General features: G+C 68.4%; 19 protein-coding genes and 1 pseudogene. 14 read left to right on the forward strand and 6 right to left on the reverse strand.

Annotation, left to right across the window (positions count from 1 at the left end):
• Positions 1-53: 53 nt before the first annotated feature.
• Both ACFVU9_RS29375 and ACFVU9_RS29380 read left to right on the forward strand, forming a co-directional pair.
• Positions 54-1,376 (forward strand): dicarboxylate/amino acid:cation symporter, encoded by a 1,323-nt coding sequence (locus ACFVU9_RS29375; RefSeq protein ID WP_387598464.1) that lies wholly within the window; start codon positions 54-56, stop codon positions 1,374-1,376.
• 211 nt (positions 1,377-1,587) lie between these two features.
• Entirely contained in the window at positions 1,588-2,325 is a 738-nt protein-coding gene (locus ACFVU9_RS29380) for a hypothetical protein (protein ID WP_387598467.1), read from the forward strand.
• A 95-nt stretch (positions 2,326-2,420) separates the two neighbouring features.
• Here the strand turns inward: ACFVU9_RS29380 and ACFVU9_RS29385 are convergent, their stop codons facing one another.
• Entirely contained in the window at positions 2,421-3,773 is a 1,353-nt protein-coding gene (locus ACFVU9_RS29385) for a transcriptional regulator (RefSeq protein WP_387598470.1), read from the reverse strand.
• Between the two features lie 156 nt (positions 3,774-3,929).
• Between ACFVU9_RS29385 and ACFVU9_RS29390 the strand changes: the two genes are divergently transcribed.
• The 5 genes from ACFVU9_RS29390 (at position 3,930) to ACFVU9_RS29410 (ending at position 6,065) form a co-directional block, all read left to right on the forward strand.
• Positions 3,930-4,376 (forward strand): ATP-binding protein, encoded by a 447-nt coding sequence (locus ACFVU9_RS29390; protein WP_387598473.1) that lies wholly within the window; start codon positions 3,930-3,932, stop codon positions 4,374-4,376.
• A gap of 241 nt (positions 4,377-4,617) precedes the next feature.
• A complete protein-coding gene (locus ACFVU9_RS29395) occupies positions 4,618-4,998 on the forward strand; it encodes a hypothetical protein (RefSeq protein ID WP_387598476.1) in 381 nt (126 codons plus the stop codon).
• A complete protein-coding gene (locus ACFVU9_RS29400) occupies positions 4,995-5,309 on the forward strand; it encodes a hypothetical protein (RefSeq protein ID WP_387598479.1) in 315 nt (104 codons plus the stop codon). Before ACFVU9_RS29395 ends, ACFVU9_RS29400 begins: the two co-directional genes overlap by 4 nt.
• The gene (locus ACFVU9_RS29405; protein ID WP_387598481.1) at positions 5,306-5,599 is read left to right on the forward strand and encodes a hypothetical protein; all 294 of its coding nucleotides are present in this window, start codon (positions 5,306-5,308) and stop codon (positions 5,597-5,599) included. Before ACFVU9_RS29400 ends, ACFVU9_RS29405 begins: the two co-directional genes overlap by 4 nt.
• Before the next feature lie 172 nt (positions 5,600-5,771).
• Positions 5,772-6,065 carry a hypothetical protein gene (locus ACFVU9_RS29410; RefSeq protein ID WP_387598484.1) on the forward strand — a complete coding sequence of 98 codons (294 nt, stop codon included), beginning with the start codon at positions 5,772-5,774 and terminating at the stop codon, positions 6,063-6,065.
• Between the two features lie 349 nt (positions 6,066-6,414).
• On the opposite strand, the gene ACFVU9_RS29415 is transcribed toward ACFVU9_RS29410, so the two are convergent.
• Together ACFVU9_RS29415 and ACFVU9_RS29420 are read right to left on the reverse strand one after the other, a co-directional pair.
• Entirely contained in the window at positions 6,415-7,836 is a 1,422-nt protein-coding gene (locus tag ACFVU9_RS29415; RefSeq protein WP_387598487.1) for an RNA-binding domain-containing protein, read from the reverse strand.
• Between the two features lie 540 nt (positions 7,837-8,376).
• Positions 8,377-9,165, reverse strand: coding sequence for a GntR family transcriptional regulator (locus tag ACFVU9_RS29420; protein ID WP_387598490.1), 789 nt, complete (start codon positions 9,163-9,165; stop codon positions 8,377-8,379).
• 249 nt (positions 9,166-9,414) lie between these two features.
• Here ACFVU9_RS29420 and ACFVU9_RS29425 point away from each other — a divergent pair, with 249 nt between their 5' ends.
• From ACFVU9_RS29425 to ACFVU9_RS29445, 5 genes are all read left to right on the forward strand, one after another.
• Positions 9,415-9,768 carry a hypothetical protein gene (locus ACFVU9_RS29425; protein WP_387598492.1) on the forward strand — a complete coding sequence of 118 codons (354 nt, stop codon included), beginning with the start codon at positions 9,415-9,417 and terminating at the stop codon, positions 9,766-9,768.
• Positions 9,768-9,974 carry a hypothetical protein gene (locus ACFVU9_RS29430; RefSeq protein ID WP_387598495.1) on the forward strand — a complete coding sequence of 69 codons (207 nt, stop codon included), beginning with the start codon at positions 9,768-9,770 and terminating at the stop codon, positions 9,972-9,974. The genes ACFVU9_RS29425 and ACFVU9_RS29430 overlap by 1 nt, the downstream gene beginning before the upstream one ends.
• Entirely contained in the window at positions 9,974-11,275 is a 1,302-nt protein-coding gene (locus tag ACFVU9_RS29435) for an FtsK/SpoIIIE domain-containing protein (RefSeq protein WP_387598518.1), read from the forward strand. Before ACFVU9_RS29430 ends, ACFVU9_RS29435 begins: the two co-directional genes overlap by 1 nt.
• On the forward strand, positions 11,275-11,478 hold the full coding sequence (locus ACFVU9_RS29440; protein WP_387598497.1) for a hypothetical protein: 204 nt from the start codon (positions 11,275-11,277) through the stop codon (positions 11,476-11,478). The genes ACFVU9_RS29435 and ACFVU9_RS29440 overlap by 1 nt, the downstream gene beginning before the upstream one ends.
• 160 nt (positions 11,479-11,638) lie before the next feature.
• A complete protein-coding gene (locus ACFVU9_RS29445; RefSeq protein ID WP_387598499.1) occupies positions 11,639-13,078 on the forward strand; it encodes a replication initiator in 1,440 nt (479 codons plus the stop codon).
• 108 nt (positions 13,079-13,186) lie between these two features.
• On the opposite strand, the gene ACFVU9_RS29450 is transcribed toward ACFVU9_RS29445, so the two are convergent.
• Positions 13,187-14,623, reverse strand: coding sequence for a recombinase family protein (locus ACFVU9_RS29450; RefSeq protein ID WP_387598521.1), 1,437 nt, complete (start codon positions 14,621-14,623; stop codon positions 13,187-13,189).
• A gap of 104 nt (positions 14,624-14,727) precedes the next feature.
• A complete protein-coding gene (locus ACFVU9_RS29455) occupies positions 14,728-16,548 on the reverse strand; it encodes a glycoside hydrolase domain-containing protein (RefSeq protein ID WP_387598503.1) in 1,821 nt (606 codons plus the stop codon).
• A gap of 423 nt (positions 16,549-16,971) precedes the next feature.
• Here ACFVU9_RS29455 and ACFVU9_RS29460 point away from each other — a divergent pair.
• A pseudogene (locus tag ACFVU9_RS29460) lies at positions 16,972-17,130 on the forward strand (dicarboxylate/amino acid:cation symporter); the annotation flags it as partial.
• Positions 17,131-17,332: 202 nt separating this feature from the next.
• On the opposite strand, the gene ACFVU9_RS29465 reads toward ACFVU9_RS29460, so the two are convergent.
• The gene (locus ACFVU9_RS29465; protein ID WP_030060085.1) at positions 17,333-17,536 is read right to left on the reverse strand and encodes a cold-shock protein; all 204 of its coding nucleotides are present in this window, start codon (positions 17,534-17,536) and stop codon (positions 17,333-17,335) included.
• A gap of 321 nt (positions 17,537-17,857) precedes the next feature.
• Here ACFVU9_RS29465 and ACFVU9_RS29470 point away from each other — a divergent pair, with 321 nt between their 5' ends.
• Positions 17,858-18,754: a menaquinone biosynthetic enzyme MqnA/MqnD family protein gene (locus tag ACFVU9_RS29470; RefSeq protein ID WP_380439979.1), complete on the forward strand. Its 897-nt coding sequence runs from the start codon at positions 17,858-17,860 to the stop codon at positions 18,752-18,754.
• Positions 18,755-18,785: the final 31 nt, after the last annotated feature.

The raw sequence follows: 18,785 nt of genomic DNA on the forward strand, positions 1-18,785 counted from the left end.
CGTCCCCGCCGCACCCCACCGTCAGCACCGCCCTCCCCCGGAGTCGCACCCCCATGTCCACAGCGCCCGAGGCGACCTCGTCGCCGTCCGTGCTCGCCCGCATCCGCAAGACGCCGTTCTGGGTGCAGATCGTCGCCGGCCTCGTGCTCGGCGTCGGCCTCGGCTACGTCGCCCGCGCCGGCGACGTCTCCTGGCTGGCCACCACCCTGGAGACCGTCGGCAAGACCTTCGTCCAGCTGCTCAAGCTGGCCGTCCCGCCGCTGGTCTTCACCGCGATCGTGGTGAGCGTCGCCAACCTGCGCAATGTCACCAACGCGGCCCGCCTCGCCGTCCGCACCCTGCTCTGGTTCCTGATCACCTCGCTGATCGCCGTCGCCATCGGCCTCGGCCTCGGCCTGCTCACCGACCCGGGCAAGGGCACCAACCTCAGTACCGAGGGCCTCAAGGCGCCCAAGGGCGGCGGCACGTGGGTCGACTTCCTGACCGGCATCTTCCCGACCAACATCGTCACCGCGTTCACCGAGGTGAACGTGCTGCAGATCGTCTTCATGGCGGTCGTCGTCGGCGCCGCCGTCATCAAGCTCGGCACCAAGGCCGAGCCCGTCCTCAAGCTCAGCGAGTCGGTCCTGGAGCTGACCCAGACCGCCCTGTGGTGGGTCATCCGGCTCTCCCCGCTCGGCACCCTCGGCCTGATCGGCAAGTCCGTCGCCAAGTACGGCTGGGACCTGCTCAAGCCCTTCGCGACCCTCACCGCCGACATCTACGTCGGCTGCGCGCTGGTGCTGTTCGTCGTCTACTCGCTGCTGCTGAAGTTCGCCGGCGGCCTCAACCCGCTCAACTTCTACCGGGGCGCCTGGCCCGCCATCCAGCTGGCCTTCGTCTCCCGCTCCTCGGTCGGCACCCTGCCGGTCACCCGCCGCGTCACCGAGCGCCTCGGCGTCCCGAGCGAGTACGCGTCCTTCGCCGTCCCATTCGGTGCCACCACCAAGATGGACGGCTGCGCTGCGATCTACCCGTCGATCGCCGCGATCTTCGTCGCGCAGGTCTACAACATCGACCTCGGCATCAAGGACTACATCCTGATCGCCTTCGTCTCGGTCATCGGCTCGGCCGCCACCGCGGGCCTCACCGGCGCGATCGTCATGCTGACCCTGACCCTCTCCACCCTGGGCCTGCCCCTGGAGGGCGTCGGCCTGCTGCTCGCCATCGACCCGATCCTCGACATGATGCGCACCGCGACGAACGTCGCCGGTCAAGTTGTAACGCCGATCATCGTCGCCGCCCGCGAGGGCATCCTCGACCGCGAGGCCTACAACAGCCCGAAGGGCGACCTCATCGACGAGCCGGCCACCATCCCGGCTGCGGCTGCGGCATAGGCAATCAGCTTGGACGAGCCCTCCCCCTCAAGCGGGGGAGGGCTCGTTTGTTAGGGGCGTGGATAGATCGTCGAGCGAGCGGAAGACGCTTCGTGCGGGCGCCTGGCGAAGGCATCCTGGCTTTGTGCGACGAGCACAACGATCGCGATGGTCTCGCTATCGTGGTGGCGAGTCATTCAGGTGCACGACCTGACTCTCAGAGGGGGCTGGAGTGACTGAGCGCGCAGACCGTTCTGTTGGCGGTTCGGAAGAGCGAGTTTTAAATCCCCTGTGGATCATCTCCCTGTTCCTGGGCCTGGCCGAGATTACGGTAGGGGTGGCGGCAACTCAGGCGCAGGGCTGGATTCAAGGGGTTTTTGCCCTCTTCTCGGTTTTGTTCCCTTCCGCTGTCGCCGTCGGGTTCTTCCGCATTTTGTTCTCTCGGCCATTCGTCTTGTACGCCCCTAAGGATTATCCAAATCCGCCCAGTATGGAGGCATACGTGGCGGCACTTTCGTCGGCCGCCGTGGGGAACCGGGAGAATGTTGATGCCGCAGTGAGGGCGGCAGTTGAGGGAGTGGTCATCCCTCGACTGCCGTCAGGGTCTGGGCAGGATGCCAACATTGTTATTGAACAGGCCGTTCGCGCTGCTCGCGAGGACCTTGAGAGCCACTCCGTGACGGTCGATCTAAGCGGTATTGATTTGGGCCTAAGCGGTCAAGTCCTGGACTTCCCTGCAGATACCGTAACCGTCGCCAATTTGCTCGATGTGACCTATCTGTCAATTCATGATTACGTGGACGCCTATACCTATGGGCGGCAGTGGGTGCTTCGAAATCCGACTACCGGTCAGACCTTTGTGGAAATTGGAACGCAGGACCAGGGGAGAGACGGCCGCAAGCTGCAGGAAGTAGGAATTAGGTCAGGGGATAGGCTGCTGGCAGTTCGGACAGCGAAGCGAAGGCGCTGACCGCAGGTTGCAGCTGCCGTAGAGAGAACTTCGGTTCACCGAGGAAGGGCCCTCTCCCTGGTGAGGGAGAGGGCCTGTTGCGTTTCCGGTGTTGATCAGGCCGCGAGTACTTCGCGGGCCCGCTCGTTGAAGTCGGCCACGAGCGCATGGCGACCGAAGGGCACCATCTGCTGCTTGAGGTTCTGGACGGCCTCGATGGCGCGGGACGACTTGACCTGACTGGTGAGCGTGAGGGTCCTCACGCCGGCGGCGTGGGCGGCTTCGAGGTCCCGGCGATGGAGGTGGGATACAGCGAGGGCTGCTTGCGACATCGCTCCGCGGCGAGCGCGCTTCTGGGCCCTGGCGTGGTCGATCGACAGGCGGGCGTACCGCTCGGACTCGGTGGCGTCGCCGATGTCCTGGAACGTGTGGGCGTGCTCGCCGTTGAGGTAGGCCGGGTCGATGAACCGGGCCCATTCGGCCTCGTTGTCGAGTTGGACGTTCTCGTAGGCCCTCTCCGAGGCGACGACGGCGTGAGCCGCCGCGCGCTTCTCGCCGAGCTTGGCGAGCGCGCGGCCTTCGAGTGCCCAGAGGTCGGCGAGGCACGCGTCCGATTCGGGCGTCCGGGAGAGTCCGGCGCGTCCGGCCTGGGCGAGCCGCCGGCCCTCGTCGGGGTGCCCGAGCAGCGTGGCCTGATCGGCCATCCCAGCGAGCACGTGGGCGCCGAGTGCGACGTTGCCGGATTCCTCGGCCAGGCGGAGGGACTGGATCAGGTAGCGCTGTGCCGGTCCGTGCTCCCCGTTGTCGTAGGCCATCCACCCGAGCAGGTAGGTCTGCTCCGCGGCGGCCTCGCACAGCGCTCGGCGGATGTCTTCGGTGTAGGTCTGCCGCAGCAGCGGGAAGACGTGCTCGTTCATGTAGGCGGCGAGCGCCAGGCGGCCTGATCCGCCGCCCTGAAAGATGTCCATCTGCTGGAACGCGCCGAACATGTTCTTCACGGCGGTCACGTCTTCCAACTGGACCCGTCGGCCGGGCTTCGGCGCCTGGTCGAGTGTCTGGAGCAGCCAGTCGCGCGACGGCCCGACGGCAGCCGCGACAGCGAATGTTGATCCGGTCAGGAACTTGCGTCGATCCACGTCGGCCCTCCCAAGGTCTGCAACCGCCTCCACCGTAGCGGGGTAGGACTGGTTGTAGACAAGGGCCCTGTCCGCAACGGATGCAGCCTCAAGCCCGAGATCGTAGGCCGTGACCCGGTAGCCGAAGCGCTCTGAGAACACGTCCGACAGGATGTCCGGCACTGGCCACCGGGGCGTCTGGCCGGCGAGCCACCGCTTGACGCTGGACGGGTCGGAGGAGATCTGGGGGTGACCCCACTCGGCGGCCTTCGCGCGGACGCGGCGGGCGAGTTCGCCAAGGGACCAGCCGGTGCGTCCGAACCAGTCGGCGAGTTGAGCGTTCGGTGCGTTCAAGATCGTTCCCCTGTCGGTGGTCTGACGACCATTCACAACGGTTCAACACCCTCTACGACATTACTCCGACCCGTGCCCTCGGTGTTGTCTGAAGTACAAGGCCGAGACGGCTGCTTCGTGGACCGAGTGAAGTCGGCTAGGGATGGGGCGGATGCGGTGAACAGGACAGATGCATCGGCGGGAGAGATGCCGCCGGCGCCCGAGGCGTTCTTTGGGCTTCCGCGCCACCGGGCGTCGGTTCGATCAGCTCGAACTCTGCTGCGGGACTTCCTCAGCGGTATGCCGGGTGGCAATGCGCTCGGCGACGCCGGCGTGCTCGTCCTCTCGGAGCTGGTGACCAACGCGGTGGTGCACGCCCGGGTGCCGAAGGGGCGGCGCATCGGCGTCCGGTTCGAGCTGCTCTGTGACCGCCTTCGTTTGGAGGTGCACGACGCGAGCAGCGAGAAGCCGGTGATCCGGCGGTCGACCGGTCCGGATTGCAGCTCGGGGCGGGGGTTGTGCCTGGTGGAGGCCCTGTCCGTGGAGTGGGGCTGCTGCCCTCGGCCGGGCGGTGTCGGGAAGATCGTTTGGGCTCTGGTGGGTCCGGAAGGTGGTGGGCGATGAGGTTCGGGAGGGTGTCCGGGGTGGCGGGGACGCGGTGCTTCTACTGCGGTGCGGGGCTGCGGAAGGCGCTGGCGCGGTTCATCGTCGTGAACGGTCAGGCGGTTGGTGTGCACCGGTGGCACCCGCGCCGTGCGGGGGAGGTGGCGGCGTGACGGGCCTTCCCGTGGAGCCGGGTGCCGGGGCCCGGCCTCGTCCGGCTGACCGGTTTCCGCACCTGGCGTTCAGCCTGGGGCGGTGGCGGGTGGATGAGGCGTACTGGGCCGTGGAGGCGCTCAAGGAGGGGGTGGCGCTGGAGGAGATGGAGCACGCGGAGCTGCTGTCCACCGCCTGGGGCGCGCTGCTGCACGTGGAGTCCTTGACGAAGCTGCTGGAGGCGGTGGAGTGCGCGTTCCCCGTCGACCAGCCGGCGACGCTCGATGAGGCGATCGAACCGATCAGTGACTACCTGAGGTGGGCGCTGGACACGGACGCGCCGCTCAGGGGCGGCAAGTCGGCGTTCGTCGGTGAGGTGCGGCGGACGCGCCAGCCCTCGGTGCGGGTCCGGGTGGAGCTCGAAGTCATGGAGCGCAAGCTGACCGGGCTGGCGTTCAAGCGCCGTGCGCGGAGGAAGGGGAGGTCATGACCGGAACCGGGCGCACTGCCCAGTTGAATGCGCCGTACCCGTTCCCGGTGGCCGTGGAGGTGCGCGGGGTCACGGAGACGGCGCGGTTCTCCCGGCTGTCGGACGCGCTGACGGCGCTGCTCGGCTCGCTGCGGGCGCTGCCGCTGGACGCGGACCAGTGGAAGTACTTCGACGACCTGTTCGGGCCGGACGCGGTGCCCTCGGTCGGCCACCGGCTCGCGATGTACGGGCAGGTACGGGCGCTCGCGTTCGTCGGGATCACCCCGTACGTGGTCAAGCTCTACCCGGCCGACCCGGAGGTGCGGCCGTGATCCGCCCGGATCCCCGGACCTGGTGGGGCAGGGTCGTGTGGTGGTGGTCGCTGCGTGGCCAGTTCTCCTGGCCGGTGCGGGCCGTCTCCCCGAGCCGGCGTGCGGTCCACCGCGACGTGTCGGCCTGGTTCGCCGAGTTCGGGTACCTCGACAGCTCTCGGGACAGGTTGGTGCGCCGGGTCTGGCGGGAGCGCACGGGAGTTGAAGATCCGCTGGCCGGGCTGGACGAGGCGGAGCTGTTTCGCCGGATCTTCGGCCGCGACCCCGACGAGAACGAGGCTGCGCGGTAGGGCCCCTGGCGTGATCAGGGACAACTGAAGACGCGCCGGACCACCCCTCGACCTTGGCGGGACAGTGGGGTGGTCCGGTGGGTCGGAACCCGGTGCCGATGGTATCGGGCTCCTCGGCATGTGTGCGCACGGTTGGCCGGTTCGGTTGTGGATCAGGGGAGTTGATGGACTGTTGTACGGGGACGACGACTTCAGTGCGGAGTTGGCGGCCGGCCTCGACCCGGACTCGTGGGTGTGGCTGCCGGGAGTGGACTACGCCGCCGGGTGGAGAGTCGCGCGGCGGACAGCCGAGGAGCTGAACGAGCTGCTGGCCCTGTGTGGCGTGGAGCGCTCCGCCCTCCGGGCGATCGCCGACACCGACGCGCAGGGCGGGCCGGTGGTCCGGCTGGAGGGCATCGCCGAAGGGTGGCTGAGCCTCGAAGAACTCCTATGTCTGGCTGCGCACGCGCGCGACGGGCTGGCCTGACTTGTGGGGCCGGTGTTGGCGCTAGCCTCCACCGGCCCCGACCTGACTTCTTCACCCCGAAGTAGCCCGGTCACCCACCCAACCTCGGCTGGCTGCACCGCTGACCTGCTCGGACAATCCCCAGCTGTAGGTGGTTGTCCGCCGACGTACGTACCTGTTGCAGCGCAGTTAGCACTCAGTCTGCTCGATGCGCGTGGCTCATCTAGGCCGCACTACAACAGCTTGTACGCCCACCGTTCGGCATCCATGTTGCCCGCAGGTCGCTCCACCGCTCCAGTGACCGCGCGCCGCACGGCCACTGGCAACAGGTCAGATGCACCGAACCGACCAACTGCCTGTGCCGGGTGACTCACCCACCAGCAGTAGCGCGAGCGGCCTCCTTTTCTGTAAGCCTCCACGCGGCCTGCGAACGGATCCGCTCGGGCACCGGCTCGATCATTCCGGCGTTCCGAAGCTTATAGAACACTTGCTTTACACGATTCTCTGAAGCGATGCCCGTAAGGGACCTGGCCGTCTTGTTGGAGATCTCCGCGTTATTCCTCAGGTACTCCAAAATCAGCTCCTCCGGGCGAGCCAGTGGAGTGTGCGCAAGAATCACAACGAACGCATTGTCCTCGACAACAAATTGAGGCTCCTTGAGCTTTGCCGCCTTCATGGCACTCATCACCGTATCCAGCCCTTCGCCAATGTCTTTGTTTGGGGGGTCGGGATACTTGTTAAGGAGTCGCACAATGCTCGGGTTTCGCGCAAAGCGATCCGTGAGAATATTGGCGGGCGTCATATGCCCCGGAAGTCGACCCGGACTCCTGACTTCGACGCGATTATCGAAGATCGAGATCAAGATATCATCGGAAATATTGTAGTCCCGATGAATTACGGCATTTACAATAATTTCCTTCAGTGCCTCTGGGGGGTACTTGACAGGCGACATCATGCCATCCGTCCCCAGAATTGGCACTGCTTCGATGATTTCGGCGACGGCATCAAGCGTGCGCTCGATCAGCAATCGCGCTGGGCCGTCGATCGTAAGAGGCGTTCCTTTGAGGAACTTTCGATCTGGCACCGCCTCGGTGCTCTCATATCGCGCAATCTTGACAGAGCATCGCTTGGGAACGACGGCCGCAGGCTCCTCAGCATAGAGTATCGCAGCGGCAACCGTGGCCAGGCCATCGGCCTTTGTCACCATTCTCTGGCGCTTGAGGAACTTCTCAGCCGTCGCCGCCGGGCTGTAACTTTGCAGGAAGTTCTGAAGCTCGGGCTCCTCGGAAATTTCATCGAGGGTATAATCCTTCAGGGGCTGATCCTCGTAGGAGCGGGCCCCTTTGGAGAGTGCCAGGTCGGCAATTTTGGTGCCGGTCAGCTTTAGGGATTGGGCGCCCTTCCGCTGATAGACCTCACCCTTTGAAGTCTTATGCACATCGGCACTTTTTTGGACGGTTACCAGGCAACACGTGCCGCGGATTTCTTCTCCTTCAATCCAGAGATACTCAAGATCATACGGGATTGGCGGGTCGACTTCCCCGACTAGGTTCTGGTGAACCCAGTTGGCGTCCTCGATGGTGGAAAATCCCTTCCAGCGGTTGATCCCAGTGAAGCGCTTCTCGTCTTCAATTCCTACGACAAACTCCCCACCCTCAGCGTTTGCCAATGCCGAGGAAATCTCCTGGACATTTCGCCCGCCGCTTTCTGCGCTCTTAAAGTCCCAGAAGTGCGACTCTAGGCGATTTGCGAGGGAAAGTGCTTCATCTAGTGAGAGAAACCGCTCTTCCATTTCCCCTCCGAGGATCAGCTAGCCAGCTTCGATCTCGTTCCCGCGGAAGTTCAGACTCCGCGTCAGATGCGCACCCTACTCCAATCTGCGGACAGTGGTGCATGCTACGAACCAGTAGGTCAGCTAAGGGGCGGTGGAGCGGTTTTGGCCGGTGTCCTGCCTGGTTTGGGGTCGGGCATGATCGGGGGGCCGTAAGCTGCTGCGACTCGGTCAGGGCTTTTGGGCCTGACCGCAGTTTGGCCGAGTGGCCCCCCGGTCTTGCCCGACTCGGGTCCCGGACCGGGGAGGTGGGTAAAACCGTGGAGCCGCCCGTCCCCGGCCGTCGCGCGGCAGCGAACGGGCCTGCGCGCCTGCGCTGTTGGTGGCCGTGTCTTCGTGGGTGGGCCAGGCGCCCGGCCGGGACCGGCCGGCAGGCCGCAGCCCGGCCGAGGCGGCTGGGACCGCCCGGCGGCGCGAAGGCGCCGCCGCTTGAGTAAGTGAAGGCAAGTTGCGACAGCCCCCGCGCCCTGTCCGGACGTGGGGGCTGATCGGTGTGGGCGGCTATCGGGCTGCCTTCGCCGTTCGGGTGGCGCGCTTGGGCTTGACGGCCTCGATGTCGTAGGTGAGCGCGGTCGTTTCGGCGCCGAGCCTGGTCTCTTCGAGGAGCACGGGCAGGTTCGTGGCCTGGTCGTAGGTGATGCGGTGGGCGACCAGGAGGACAGCGGCCTCGGACAGGTGCAGGGCTTCGCGCTCGTCGGGCTGGGGGACGCGGGCGCTGACCCTTTCGCGCCAGGCGAGTTCGCGGCCGGCGGCGGCCAGCGTCGCGTACGCCTCCGCAGGGGTGGCGCCTGGCTGCTGGGCGAGGGGGGTGTCCTCGATGCGTTCCATCGGGAGCAGGAGCCGGTGGAGGGCGCGGCCGTTGCCGGTGGGGTCTGCGATCAGGCGGTCGCAGCCGATCAGCAGCTCGTCGTGCTCCATCTCCAGCAGCGGAGCCGTGACGGCGTCGGTGCGGGTGCGGTAGACGGTCGGCTCCTCGCCGTGGCCGAACCAGGCATCGGCGGGCGTTTCGAAGGCGTCGCCGCGGTGGGTGACCGTGCGCTTCATGGCGCCGGAGGGGCCGTTGACCGCGGTGCGGACGAAGGTGCCCCGGCCCTGCTTCACGTCCAACAGGCCTTCGCTGCGCAGGGCGGCGACGGCAAGGCGGACGGTCGGGCGGGAGACGCCGTACTTCTCGGCGAGATCGGTTTCCGTCGGCAGCTGGGTTCCGGGGGGCCACTCGCCAGCGGCGATGGACTGTCGCATCGCCGCCGCTACCTGCTTGTGCAGCGGCTCGTTCCGGATGATCGCCATGGTGTTGACCCCTTGGTGCGGGCGCCGGGGATGGCCCGCTTCGCGTGTGTCGTGTGGTTTCGAGGGTTCGTGAGTCGTCGTTTGCCCTGGTCGGGCGGCATCTGTAGGTCTGTCGTCAGTCGCTAGGCGTTAAACGTAAGCATGAATCGCTTGCATCGGGGCGTCAAGGAGGAGCATCATCGAAGCGCAAAGGTAAGTACGTTTGACGACCGACGTTAGGCGGCCTTTGCTCCATTGGAGCGTGCGCTCATGCAGTCCATTCCCGTGGACGGAACCCGGCTCGGCACGATGACCTGCATCGTCGCCCCGGAGGTGCGGATCGCGAACCGCGACACCGGTGAAGTCCGTAAGGACCGCGAGGGGCAGACCGTGTACACGGTCGGTGTCGCGGTGCGGCAGGACGGCCGGCGGGCCTCGATCATCGAGATCAGCGTGTCGGGTGAACCGGCCGGCGTCGTGGAGGGCGTGCGGGTGCACGTCACCGGCCTGACCGCCTTCTCCTGGGCGATGGGCGACCGGCACGGCCTGTCCTTCCGCGCCGACGCCATCACCCCCGTCCCCGCCCCCGCGCAGACCACCTCGCGCAAGGGTGGTGACGCCTGATGAGCACCGTCACCCGCGCCCGGCTCCGCCGCCTGCTCGGTGAGCTCGGGGACCTGGCTGACGAGGTCAACCCCTTCGCCGCCGACAGCAGCGGCGCCCAGCTCTTCGACCACATCGCGACCCTCGCCGCCAGGGCCTCCGGCCAGGCCCGCGACCTGGAGACCGAAGCCCACAACACCGCCCTGGAGAACGGGGGACGGCCGTGATCCTCGCCCAGCTCCTGTGGCTGGCGCTGCTGGCCACCGTGCTCGTCCTCCTCGCCACCGGTCCCGGGCTGCGGCACTCCTACCCCTACATCTGGTGGTGCGTGCTCGGTTACCCGGTCACCGTGATCCGGGTCCGGCTGACCTGGCGGCGGCTGACGACCAACCTCGGCCTCGCGGTCGCCAAGCGTCCCGGGAGGGCGCTGCTGGGGGACCTGGTGGTGAGGGGTGATCCCCTGAAGCCGGTCCCGCCCCGCCTGGGTGCGCCGAAGCTGCGGCGCGGCGGCCTGGACGTGGCGGTGAGGATGCACCCGGGGCAGGTCCCGGACCACTTCCTGTCCGCTGTCGAGGCGCTGACGCACGCCTGGCGGGTCCACGCCGTCCGGCTGTCCTCCGACGAGCGCGGGTTCGTCACCCTGTCCGCGCTCGCGTGGGACCCGCTGCGGGCACCGGTCGTGCCGTACCACCTGAAACAGCGCGTGCTGCGGGCGGTGGTCGGGCTGCTGGAGGACGGGCGGGCCTGGGTGATCGACTTCCGGCGCGCGCCTCACTGGCTGATCGTCGGTGCCACCCGATCCGGCAAGTCCACCCTGATCGCCTCCCTGGTGAAGGAGCTCGCCCCGCAGCGCGTCGCTCTGTTCGGCATCGACCTCAAGGGCGGCATGGAACTGTCGCTGTTCGAGGACCGGCTGTCGGCGCTGGCCTCGACCCGGGCGGAAGCGGCCCGGCTGCTCAGCGAGCTGGTGGCGGAGACGGAAGCGCGGATGCAGTTGTGCCGTTCGGTCGGGGCCCGGTCGATCTGGGACCTGCCCGCCAAGCTCCGGGTGCTGCCCGTCGTCCTGATCGTCGACGAGGTCGCCGAGCTCTACTTGATGGCGACGCGGGAGGACAAGGCGGAGGTCGGGGAGATCTCCACGAACCTCCTGCGCCTGTCCCAGCTCGGCGCGGCGCTCGGCATTCACCTGGTGATCGCGGGGCAGCGGGTCGGATCCGACCTCGGCCCCGGCGTCACCGCGCTGCGGGCGCAGCTGGCCGGCCGGATCTGCCACCGGGTGAGCGACGCGGGCACGGCCGAGATGGCGCTCGGCGACCTCAACAAGGACGCCCTCGCTGCAGCCCAGCGCATCACGCTCGCGGAACAGGGCGTCGCCATCACGGCCGGCACCGACGGGCAGTGGCTCCGTGCCCGCTCCATCCACGTCACCCCCGACCAGGCCCGGCGGGCCGCGCGGAAGTACGCCCGCCTGGCCCCGAGCTGGCCCGGCCTGCACGTCGATGAGCCGACCGAAGGGGTCTACCTCTGATGGGCAACGGCGCCGCCCTCATCCTGATCGCCTTCCTGGCCCTGGCCACCTTCCTCCTGGTGCGCTCCGGCGAAATCAAGGCCTGGCACGTCGCCCTCGTCGGCATCCTCGCCATCTACCTCGACCGCATCGGCTGGACCGACCCGATCGTCTACGCCGTGACCTGGATCGTCCAAGGCCTCACCCACACCCCCACCACCTGAAAGACGTGATCACCGTGCCAACCAGCCCAGCCACCACCGGCGGCTCCACCCCGGGCCGCCGGACCCCCTCCACCCGCCCCCACGCCACCCCCGGCCGCGCCAGCACACACAGCTTGGCCCGGCCGGGGCCCGGCGAACCCTGGCCCTGGAGACACCCACCATGACCACCGGCCCCAACCCGCACACCGACCCCACCGCACGCCGCGCCCTCCTCGACCGGGAGGCGCGGCTGCGCCAACTATCATCAGTGGAAAGGGACTTGGTCCGCCTCGGTGACATGCCGGACCTGAACCGCTGGCTGGAGCAGATCCGCGCCACGGGCGGCTGCGCCGAACCGGTCTACCTCACCGGGCACACCACCACCCTGGACGTCGGCACCGGGGAGGTCCTGCGGCACTACTCGACCGCCACCGAACCCGGGGGCCGGCTCCCTGTTCGCTGCCGCAACCGCCGGGCCACCCGGTGCCCGTCCTGCTCGCGCGAGTACAGCGGCGACACCTTCCACCTGGTCCGCTCCGGCCTCACCGGCGGCAAGGGCGTCCCGGAGACGGTACGGACGCACCCCCGGCTGTTCGTCACCCTCACGGCGCCGTCGTTCGGCCCGGTCCACCGCGCGGGCGGCTGCCACCCGGTCCGGCGCCGCCGCTGCGAACACGGCGGCCGACACGGCTGCGGCCGGACCCACCCGGATGCGGACCCGCTGATCGGACAGCCGCTGTGCATCGACTGCTACGACTACCCGGGCCATGTCCTGTGGAACGCCATGGCTCCGGCGCTGTGGAAGGCCTTCCGGGACAACCTCTACCACCACATCGCCGTCCGGACCGGCTCCGGCCGCACGGCCATCCGCAAGCTGATGCGGGTCTCGACCGCCAAGGTCGCCGAGTACCAGAAACGCGGCGCCGTCCACTTCCACGCCGTCATCCGCCTCGACGGCCCCACCGGACCCACCACCCCGCCCCCGCCCTGGGCAACAGCGGACCTCCTTATAGAGACGGTGCGCTCTGCGGCTGCCGCCGTCGCCCTGCCCCGCCCCGAATCCGCCGCGTACGCCGACGGACGGCTCAGCTTCGGTACCCAGCTCGACGCCCACCCCCTCGCCGGTGGCGACGGCGGACGCCTCACGGATGACGCGGTAGCCGCCTACGTCGCCAAGTACACGAGTAAGAGCGCCGAAACCGCCGGCGCCGTCGACCGCCGCATCACCACCCCGGCCGAGATCCGAGCACTGCACGTCACACCCCACATCCGGGCCCTCATCGCCACCGCCTGGCGCCTCGGCGAACTGCCCGAACTCCAACACCTACGCCTGCGCACCTGGGCCCACATGCTCGGCTACCGCGGCCACTGCCTCACCAAGACCCACGCCTACTCCACCACCTACGGCCAACTCCGCACCGACCGCGCCGAACACGCCCGCACCCTCGCTGGCGCCCCCGCCCTCTACACGGACTGGGACACCGACACCACCACCGAAACCGCCTGGCGCTTCGCCGGAACCAGCCACACCCCCGCCGAAGCACTCATCGCCGCTGGCATCGCCGAAGACCTCGCCACCAACCGGGAGATCGCCAGGCAATCGGCGGGTGAGCGGTCATGACGGCCCCGGCGAGTGATCCGGTGGCGGACTGGATCGCAGAGATCCTTTCGAGGTGGGTGCCCCCGGAGGACTACGACGCGCAGCTCTCCGGGGTTGTCGCCGGTTACGTCAGTGATCGTCGGCGGACGCTAGCTCCTCCGCCGGGGACCGCGGGCCAACCGGAATGACCCTGATCGAGTCGAGCTCCGGCGGCTTCCTCCGGCCGCGCCCGACGCTGTAGACCTCGACCTCCGAAATCACCGTCGCCACGATGGCTCGGCGGCGTTCGAGGTTCTGCATCGTGTCGTCGCGCCAGACGGCGAGGGCGTCCACCTCGGTCTGAGACTGGGCGACTGCTGCGGCGGCTTCCTGGGCCCGCAACGCCTGCAACTCCGCGCGCAGGTGGCCCAAGGCATCGAAGTAGTCCTCGTCCTCCAACTTCTGGTCCTTCCACCTGAGGCGCAGCAGCCGGATTCGTTCCTCAAGCCGGGAGATGTCGCCGGTCAGGTCGACGCCGGACTCCGCTGGCGTGATCTTCGGCTGTCGGGCAATCAGCGCCGCTTCCACGACCTCGTTGAGCCGGTCCTCGATCCAGGTGTACGCCCGGCTGACCTTGCCGCAGCCGGTCCGGCCCTCGGCTCCCGTGCGGCCGGTGTGGCACCGGGTCTGCCGGAAGGTCCGGGTCTTGTCGCTAGTCCACTGGATCGCCATCACGACACGGCAGTCGCCGCACTTCAGGAAGCCCGAGTACAGGTGCTTCCGCTTGCCCGATCCTTGAGCCGCCGGGGTCGCGCGGCTGTCGAGGACGGCTTGGACGTTCTCCCACTCCTCCTTGGTGAGCGGGTGCGGGTAGACGCTGTCGCCGAGTACCTGCCCCTTGTAGGTGATGATCCCGCCGACGCGCTCGGACCGGAACACGCGCTTGACCTTGTGGGGCGTCCACATGGTCCCGCTGGCGGATGAACGCGACCCCTTCTCGTTCCACGCGCGGGCCACGTCGCCCGGCGTCTTGCGGTCCATGAGCATCTCGTAGCCGAGCCTGATCAGCTTGACCTCCTCCGGCACGACCTGCTGGAACCCGGAGTCGGCCTCGAACCCAAACACCCGGGGTCCGCCGGCGTGGGGCTTCTCCTTCTCCCGGCGCCGGAGAAGAGCGGAGTTGACCCGCTCCGCCATGCGTTCGGTTTCCTGCTGCGCGACCGCGCCCTTGATCGTGAGGATCATGCGGCCGGAGGCGCTGGAGGTGTCCTCGCCCTCGGTGGTGGCGAACGCGAACCCGTACTCCTTCTGCTCCTCCAGGAAGCTGGTCAGCTCGGTGATTCGTCGAGTGAGCCGGTCGATCGAGTAGACGACGATGGCGTCGATCACCCCGGAGCGGGCGTCCTTCATCATCTCGGTGTAGACGGGCCGGGGCTTCCGGCTGGTGGTGGACGCCGAGACGTCGTTCTCCGCGTAGATCCTCAGGACGGTCCACCCGAGGCGGTCACACAGTTCCCGGCAGGCCCTCTCCTGGCGCTGGATGCCGAGTTCCTGTCCCTTGCGATCCTTGCTGATGCGGACGTAGATGCCGACCCGCGAAGCCTTGGGCGAACGGGCCCTCTCCCGCCTCGGGGAGAGGGCCCGTTCGCTGGGCGTGCGCCGCGTGGCGAGCTGCGTGCGCTACTGGGCGATCAGAACCACCGGCCGGTGACCGGGGTGTCGGTGGCAGCCCCGAAGCGGAGGCTGTAGAGCACCGAGCCGGAGTCGTAGAGTGCGCCGTAGAAGCTCGCCGTGCTGGGCCGGAAGACGCCGACCTTGTCGATCCCGCTCCCGTTCCAGTCGCCCTTGATCGGGACGTCGCCCTGAGCGCCGAACAGGACGGTGTGGTTGATGGCGACCGAGGTGTTGGAGTTGCTCAGGTAGAACGCGCAGTCGCCCGGCCGGTAGATCCCGACGGTGTCCTTGCCCGTGCCGCTCCAGTTCCCGACCATCGGAACGTCCCCGGGGTTGCCCAGCTTGATGGCGAAAGCCACCGTCTGGTTGTCGTTGGTCAGGTAGAACGCGGAGTCGCTCGGCCGGTAGACGCCGATGGTGTCCCGGCCCTGGCCGGTCCAGTCCCCGACCAGGGGGATGTCGCCGGGGCTGCCGAACGGGGCCGCGACGGCGACGGTCGCGTTGTCGTTGGTCAGGTAGAACGCGGAGTCGCTCGGCCGGTAGACGCCGATGGTGTCCCGGCCCGGACCGCTCCAGTGGCCGGTGAGCGGAATGTCGTTCGGTGAGCCGAAGGTGACGGCTGCGGTGACGTTGCCGCTGCTGTCGGCCATCGCGAAGGTCTGGGCGCCCGGACGGTAGATACCCGCCAGGGTCGGCTTGCCGTTGGGCGTGGTGTTGACCTGGACGTCGAGGTAGTCGCGGTCGATGTTGATCGTGGCGCCGCCCCAGGTCTCGGTGACGTTGCCGTCGTACTGGTGGACGCGCTGGTGGTTGGCCCAGGCGGTGCTCGGGATCACCGGTTCGTTGACGTCCGCAGCGCCGTTCCACCGTGCGGTGAACAGCACGTCGGGCATGGTGTAACCCTTGCCGCTGCCACTGTTGTTGACCAGATCCGCGATGCCGGTGGAGGCACTGCTGTAGACACCGGAGTTGTAGCCCTGCGCGTGGAGTTCGGCGCTCCAGGCGGACAGGAACGGCTGAACCGTCGAGGAGTACGTCGCGACGTTGTAGGACTCCATGTCGTAGTACAGGACGCTCCCCGGGCCGAGACCGAGAGCCGCGGCGTTGGCCACGGCATCGTCGGCCGCGGCGGCGCCCTGACTGGCCGGCGCGGTGATCCTGGAGGCCTGGAGACCGACGTACACCGGCAGGAAGCGCCAACCGGCGGAGTACTGCTGCTGCATCCAGGACGCCGTCAGATTGGGCTGGCTGCAGGCTCGGCCGGCGCCCCCGATGTAGATGCCGAGGGCTTGGTAGGGCGAGTTGGCGCGCCAGGTGTTCATCGTGTTGGCGTCGGGTGCCGAACAGGCGTCGAAGCCCTTGCCCGTGTACTTGGTCGCATCGGCCGGCAGCGCGGGCGGGGTCGACGCAGTGGCGGCAGGAGACGATTGGACAGGTGCCGCCGCCGCGAACGACCGCTTGGTGGGCGGGGCGGCGATCGGCTCCTTCGTTGCGCCGGCGGGGAAGCCGGCCGAGGAGAGGACCGTCCGGACGAGCGCCTGGTCATCGTCGTAGACTCCGGTGGCCGTGATCCCTGGAGCGGTGGCGTGGACCCTCCGCTCGATCTCCGACACGGTCGTGGCCGACGCGGCGTCATCGGCGCCGGGCTCGACGAGCAGTGCCTCGGTGGTGCCCACCACGTGTGCGGGGCAGTCCTGGCGGGCCCCGGGGGTGCCGAGATAGACGGCGTGCCGGTCGAAACGCACGCAGGCCGTCGGATTGGCCGCGAGATCGATCACCGGCCAGTCGGCGGGCACGTGAAACGAGTGGCCGAGGTAGGAAACATCCTTGGTGGGCATCGCCGGCGCGCTCGGATCGGCCTGCGCGGATCCCAGGCTGACGACGGACAGCGCCGTCGTCAGCCCGAGTGCGGTGAGTATTCGACGACGGGGACTGGTCAGTGTGGTGATGGGGTTCTCCCGTGGGAAGCGTCCCGGGCGGTGCCCGGTTCGGCGGCCAGGTCCCGCGCCCAGGCCGTGCGGCCGAAAGCGCGTCAGCACAGCATAGAAATCCCGGCTGACACGCCAGTAGCCGCTTACCCCTCGGGCGAACGTGGATCGCTGAGTGCCCATCACCCGAATCTCCGGATACTGGGTGACGCCCTGACGGACAGGGCTGTTGCGTGACCCGTCGAACCGGCTCCGGGCCGACGTCCCTCGGGTGCCACGGAGGGAGACGAAGCATGGCCGGCCCAGCGGCGATCCCGGCCCAGGCCCTTCGGGAACGTCGCCGGGCAGGCGCTGGTGCCGGTCATCGTGGCGGCGCGGGAGAAGACGCTCGACCTCGTGGCGTACAACAGCCCGGCCGGCGACCTGCTGGACGCCCGGGACTCCGCCGTGATCCCGGCCCAGGCCGGGGCGAAGGTCGCCGCCGCGGCCTGACGCAGCCGACGGGGCCCGGCCCCCGCGCCCGACCGGCACGGGCGCGGGCCTTCGCGCGTCCGTGGTGCGGGGGTGGGGAAAAGGCAGGGGGCCCGCCGTGTGGCGGGCCCCCTTGGGTGTTGCTCTTGTGCTCATCGTGGCGGCCGTCGGGAGCCGCCTGCGGACCCGTGGGGTCCCGAGCGATCAGATCATCAGAGGATGGTCAGATAGCGGTGACGTTCTCCGCCTGCGGGCCCTTCGGACCCTGGGTGACGTCAAAGCTGACCGCCTGGTTCTCCTCCAGCGAGCGGAAGCCGCTCGCGTTGATGGCGGAGTAGTGGACGAAGACGTCGGGGCCGCCGCCCTCCTGGGCGATGAAGCCGAAGCCCTTCTCAGCGTTGAACCACTTGACGGTTCCCGTGGCCATGCCGTTCTCCTTGCGAGGCGTGTCGGGGGCCACACCGTGTGGCTCCCGGTCCGCTGCGCTGATCGCCCTGCCTCCGGACGAGTCCGAAGTTTTTCGATATTGCTGAAAAACTACAAAAAGCCTGCGGTTACATGCTCCGCAGGCTTCAAGTACTGCAAGGGGAATCAAACTGCAACTGAGGGCAACGCTAGCATGCGGTTGCGGTGACGACCAGGGGTGAACTGCGGTGCGCACGGCGCGTGTCGGGAGGGCGGGTGCGAGCCGTTCACGACACCGGGCATACGCTGCGGGGAGGCGCACGAAGAGCAAGGGAGCGGCGCAGTGGAGCACACCCCGGAGGAACGCACCCCGGTCAGGCCGAGGGTCGGACACATTCAGTTCCTGAACTGCGTACCCCTCTACTGGGGACTCGCCAGGACCGGCAATCTGCTCGACCTCGACCTCACCAAGGACACCCCCGAGAAGCTCAGCGACCAGCTGGTCGACGGCACGCTCGACATCGGCCCGATCACCTGCGTCGAATACCTGCGGCACGCCGACGAACTGCTCGTCCTGCCCGACATCGCGGTCGGCAGCGACGGCCCGGTGATGTCCTGCGTGATCGTCAGCAAGGTGCCGCTCGGCGACCTCGACGGCCGCCGGGTCGCCCTCGGCTCCACCAGCCGCACCTCCGTCCGGCTCGCCCGCCTGCTCCTGGAGGAGCGCGAGGGCGTCCGCCCCGAGTACTTCAGCTGCCCGCCCGACCTCGCCCAGATGCTCGCCGAGGCCGACGCCGCCGTCCTCATCGGCGACCCGGCGCTGCGCGCCCACCTCGGCCAGGCGGCCGACCTCGGGCTCACCGTCCACGACCTCGGCGCGATGTGGAAGGAGTGGACCGGCCTGCCCTTCGTCTTCGCCGTCTGGGCGGTGCGCCGCGACTTCGCCGCGCGCCGGCCCGAACTGACCGCCGCCGTCCACCGGGCCTTCCTGGAGTCCCGCGACCTGTCGCTGGTCGAGGCGGCCAAGGTCGCCGAGCAGGCCGCCCGCTGGGAGGCCTTCGGCGCCGACGTGCTGGAGCGGTACTTCAGCGAGGCGCTCGACTTCTCGCTCGGCGAGCGGCAGCTGGCCGGCGTCGCCGAGTTCGCCCGCCGGGTCGCGCACGACAGCGGCTTCGCGCCGGACGTCGCCGTGCGGCTGCTGGAGCCGGTGGCGGGCCTGGAACCCGCGGTGGTCGGCTGAGATCCTGAGGCACCGACGTCCCGGGAAGCCG

The sequence above is a fragment of the Kitasatospora sp. NPDC057936 genome (assembly GCF_042887525.1).
Taxonomy (GTDB): Bacteria; Actinomycetota; Actinomycetes; order Streptomycetales; family Streptomycetaceae; genus Kitasatospora.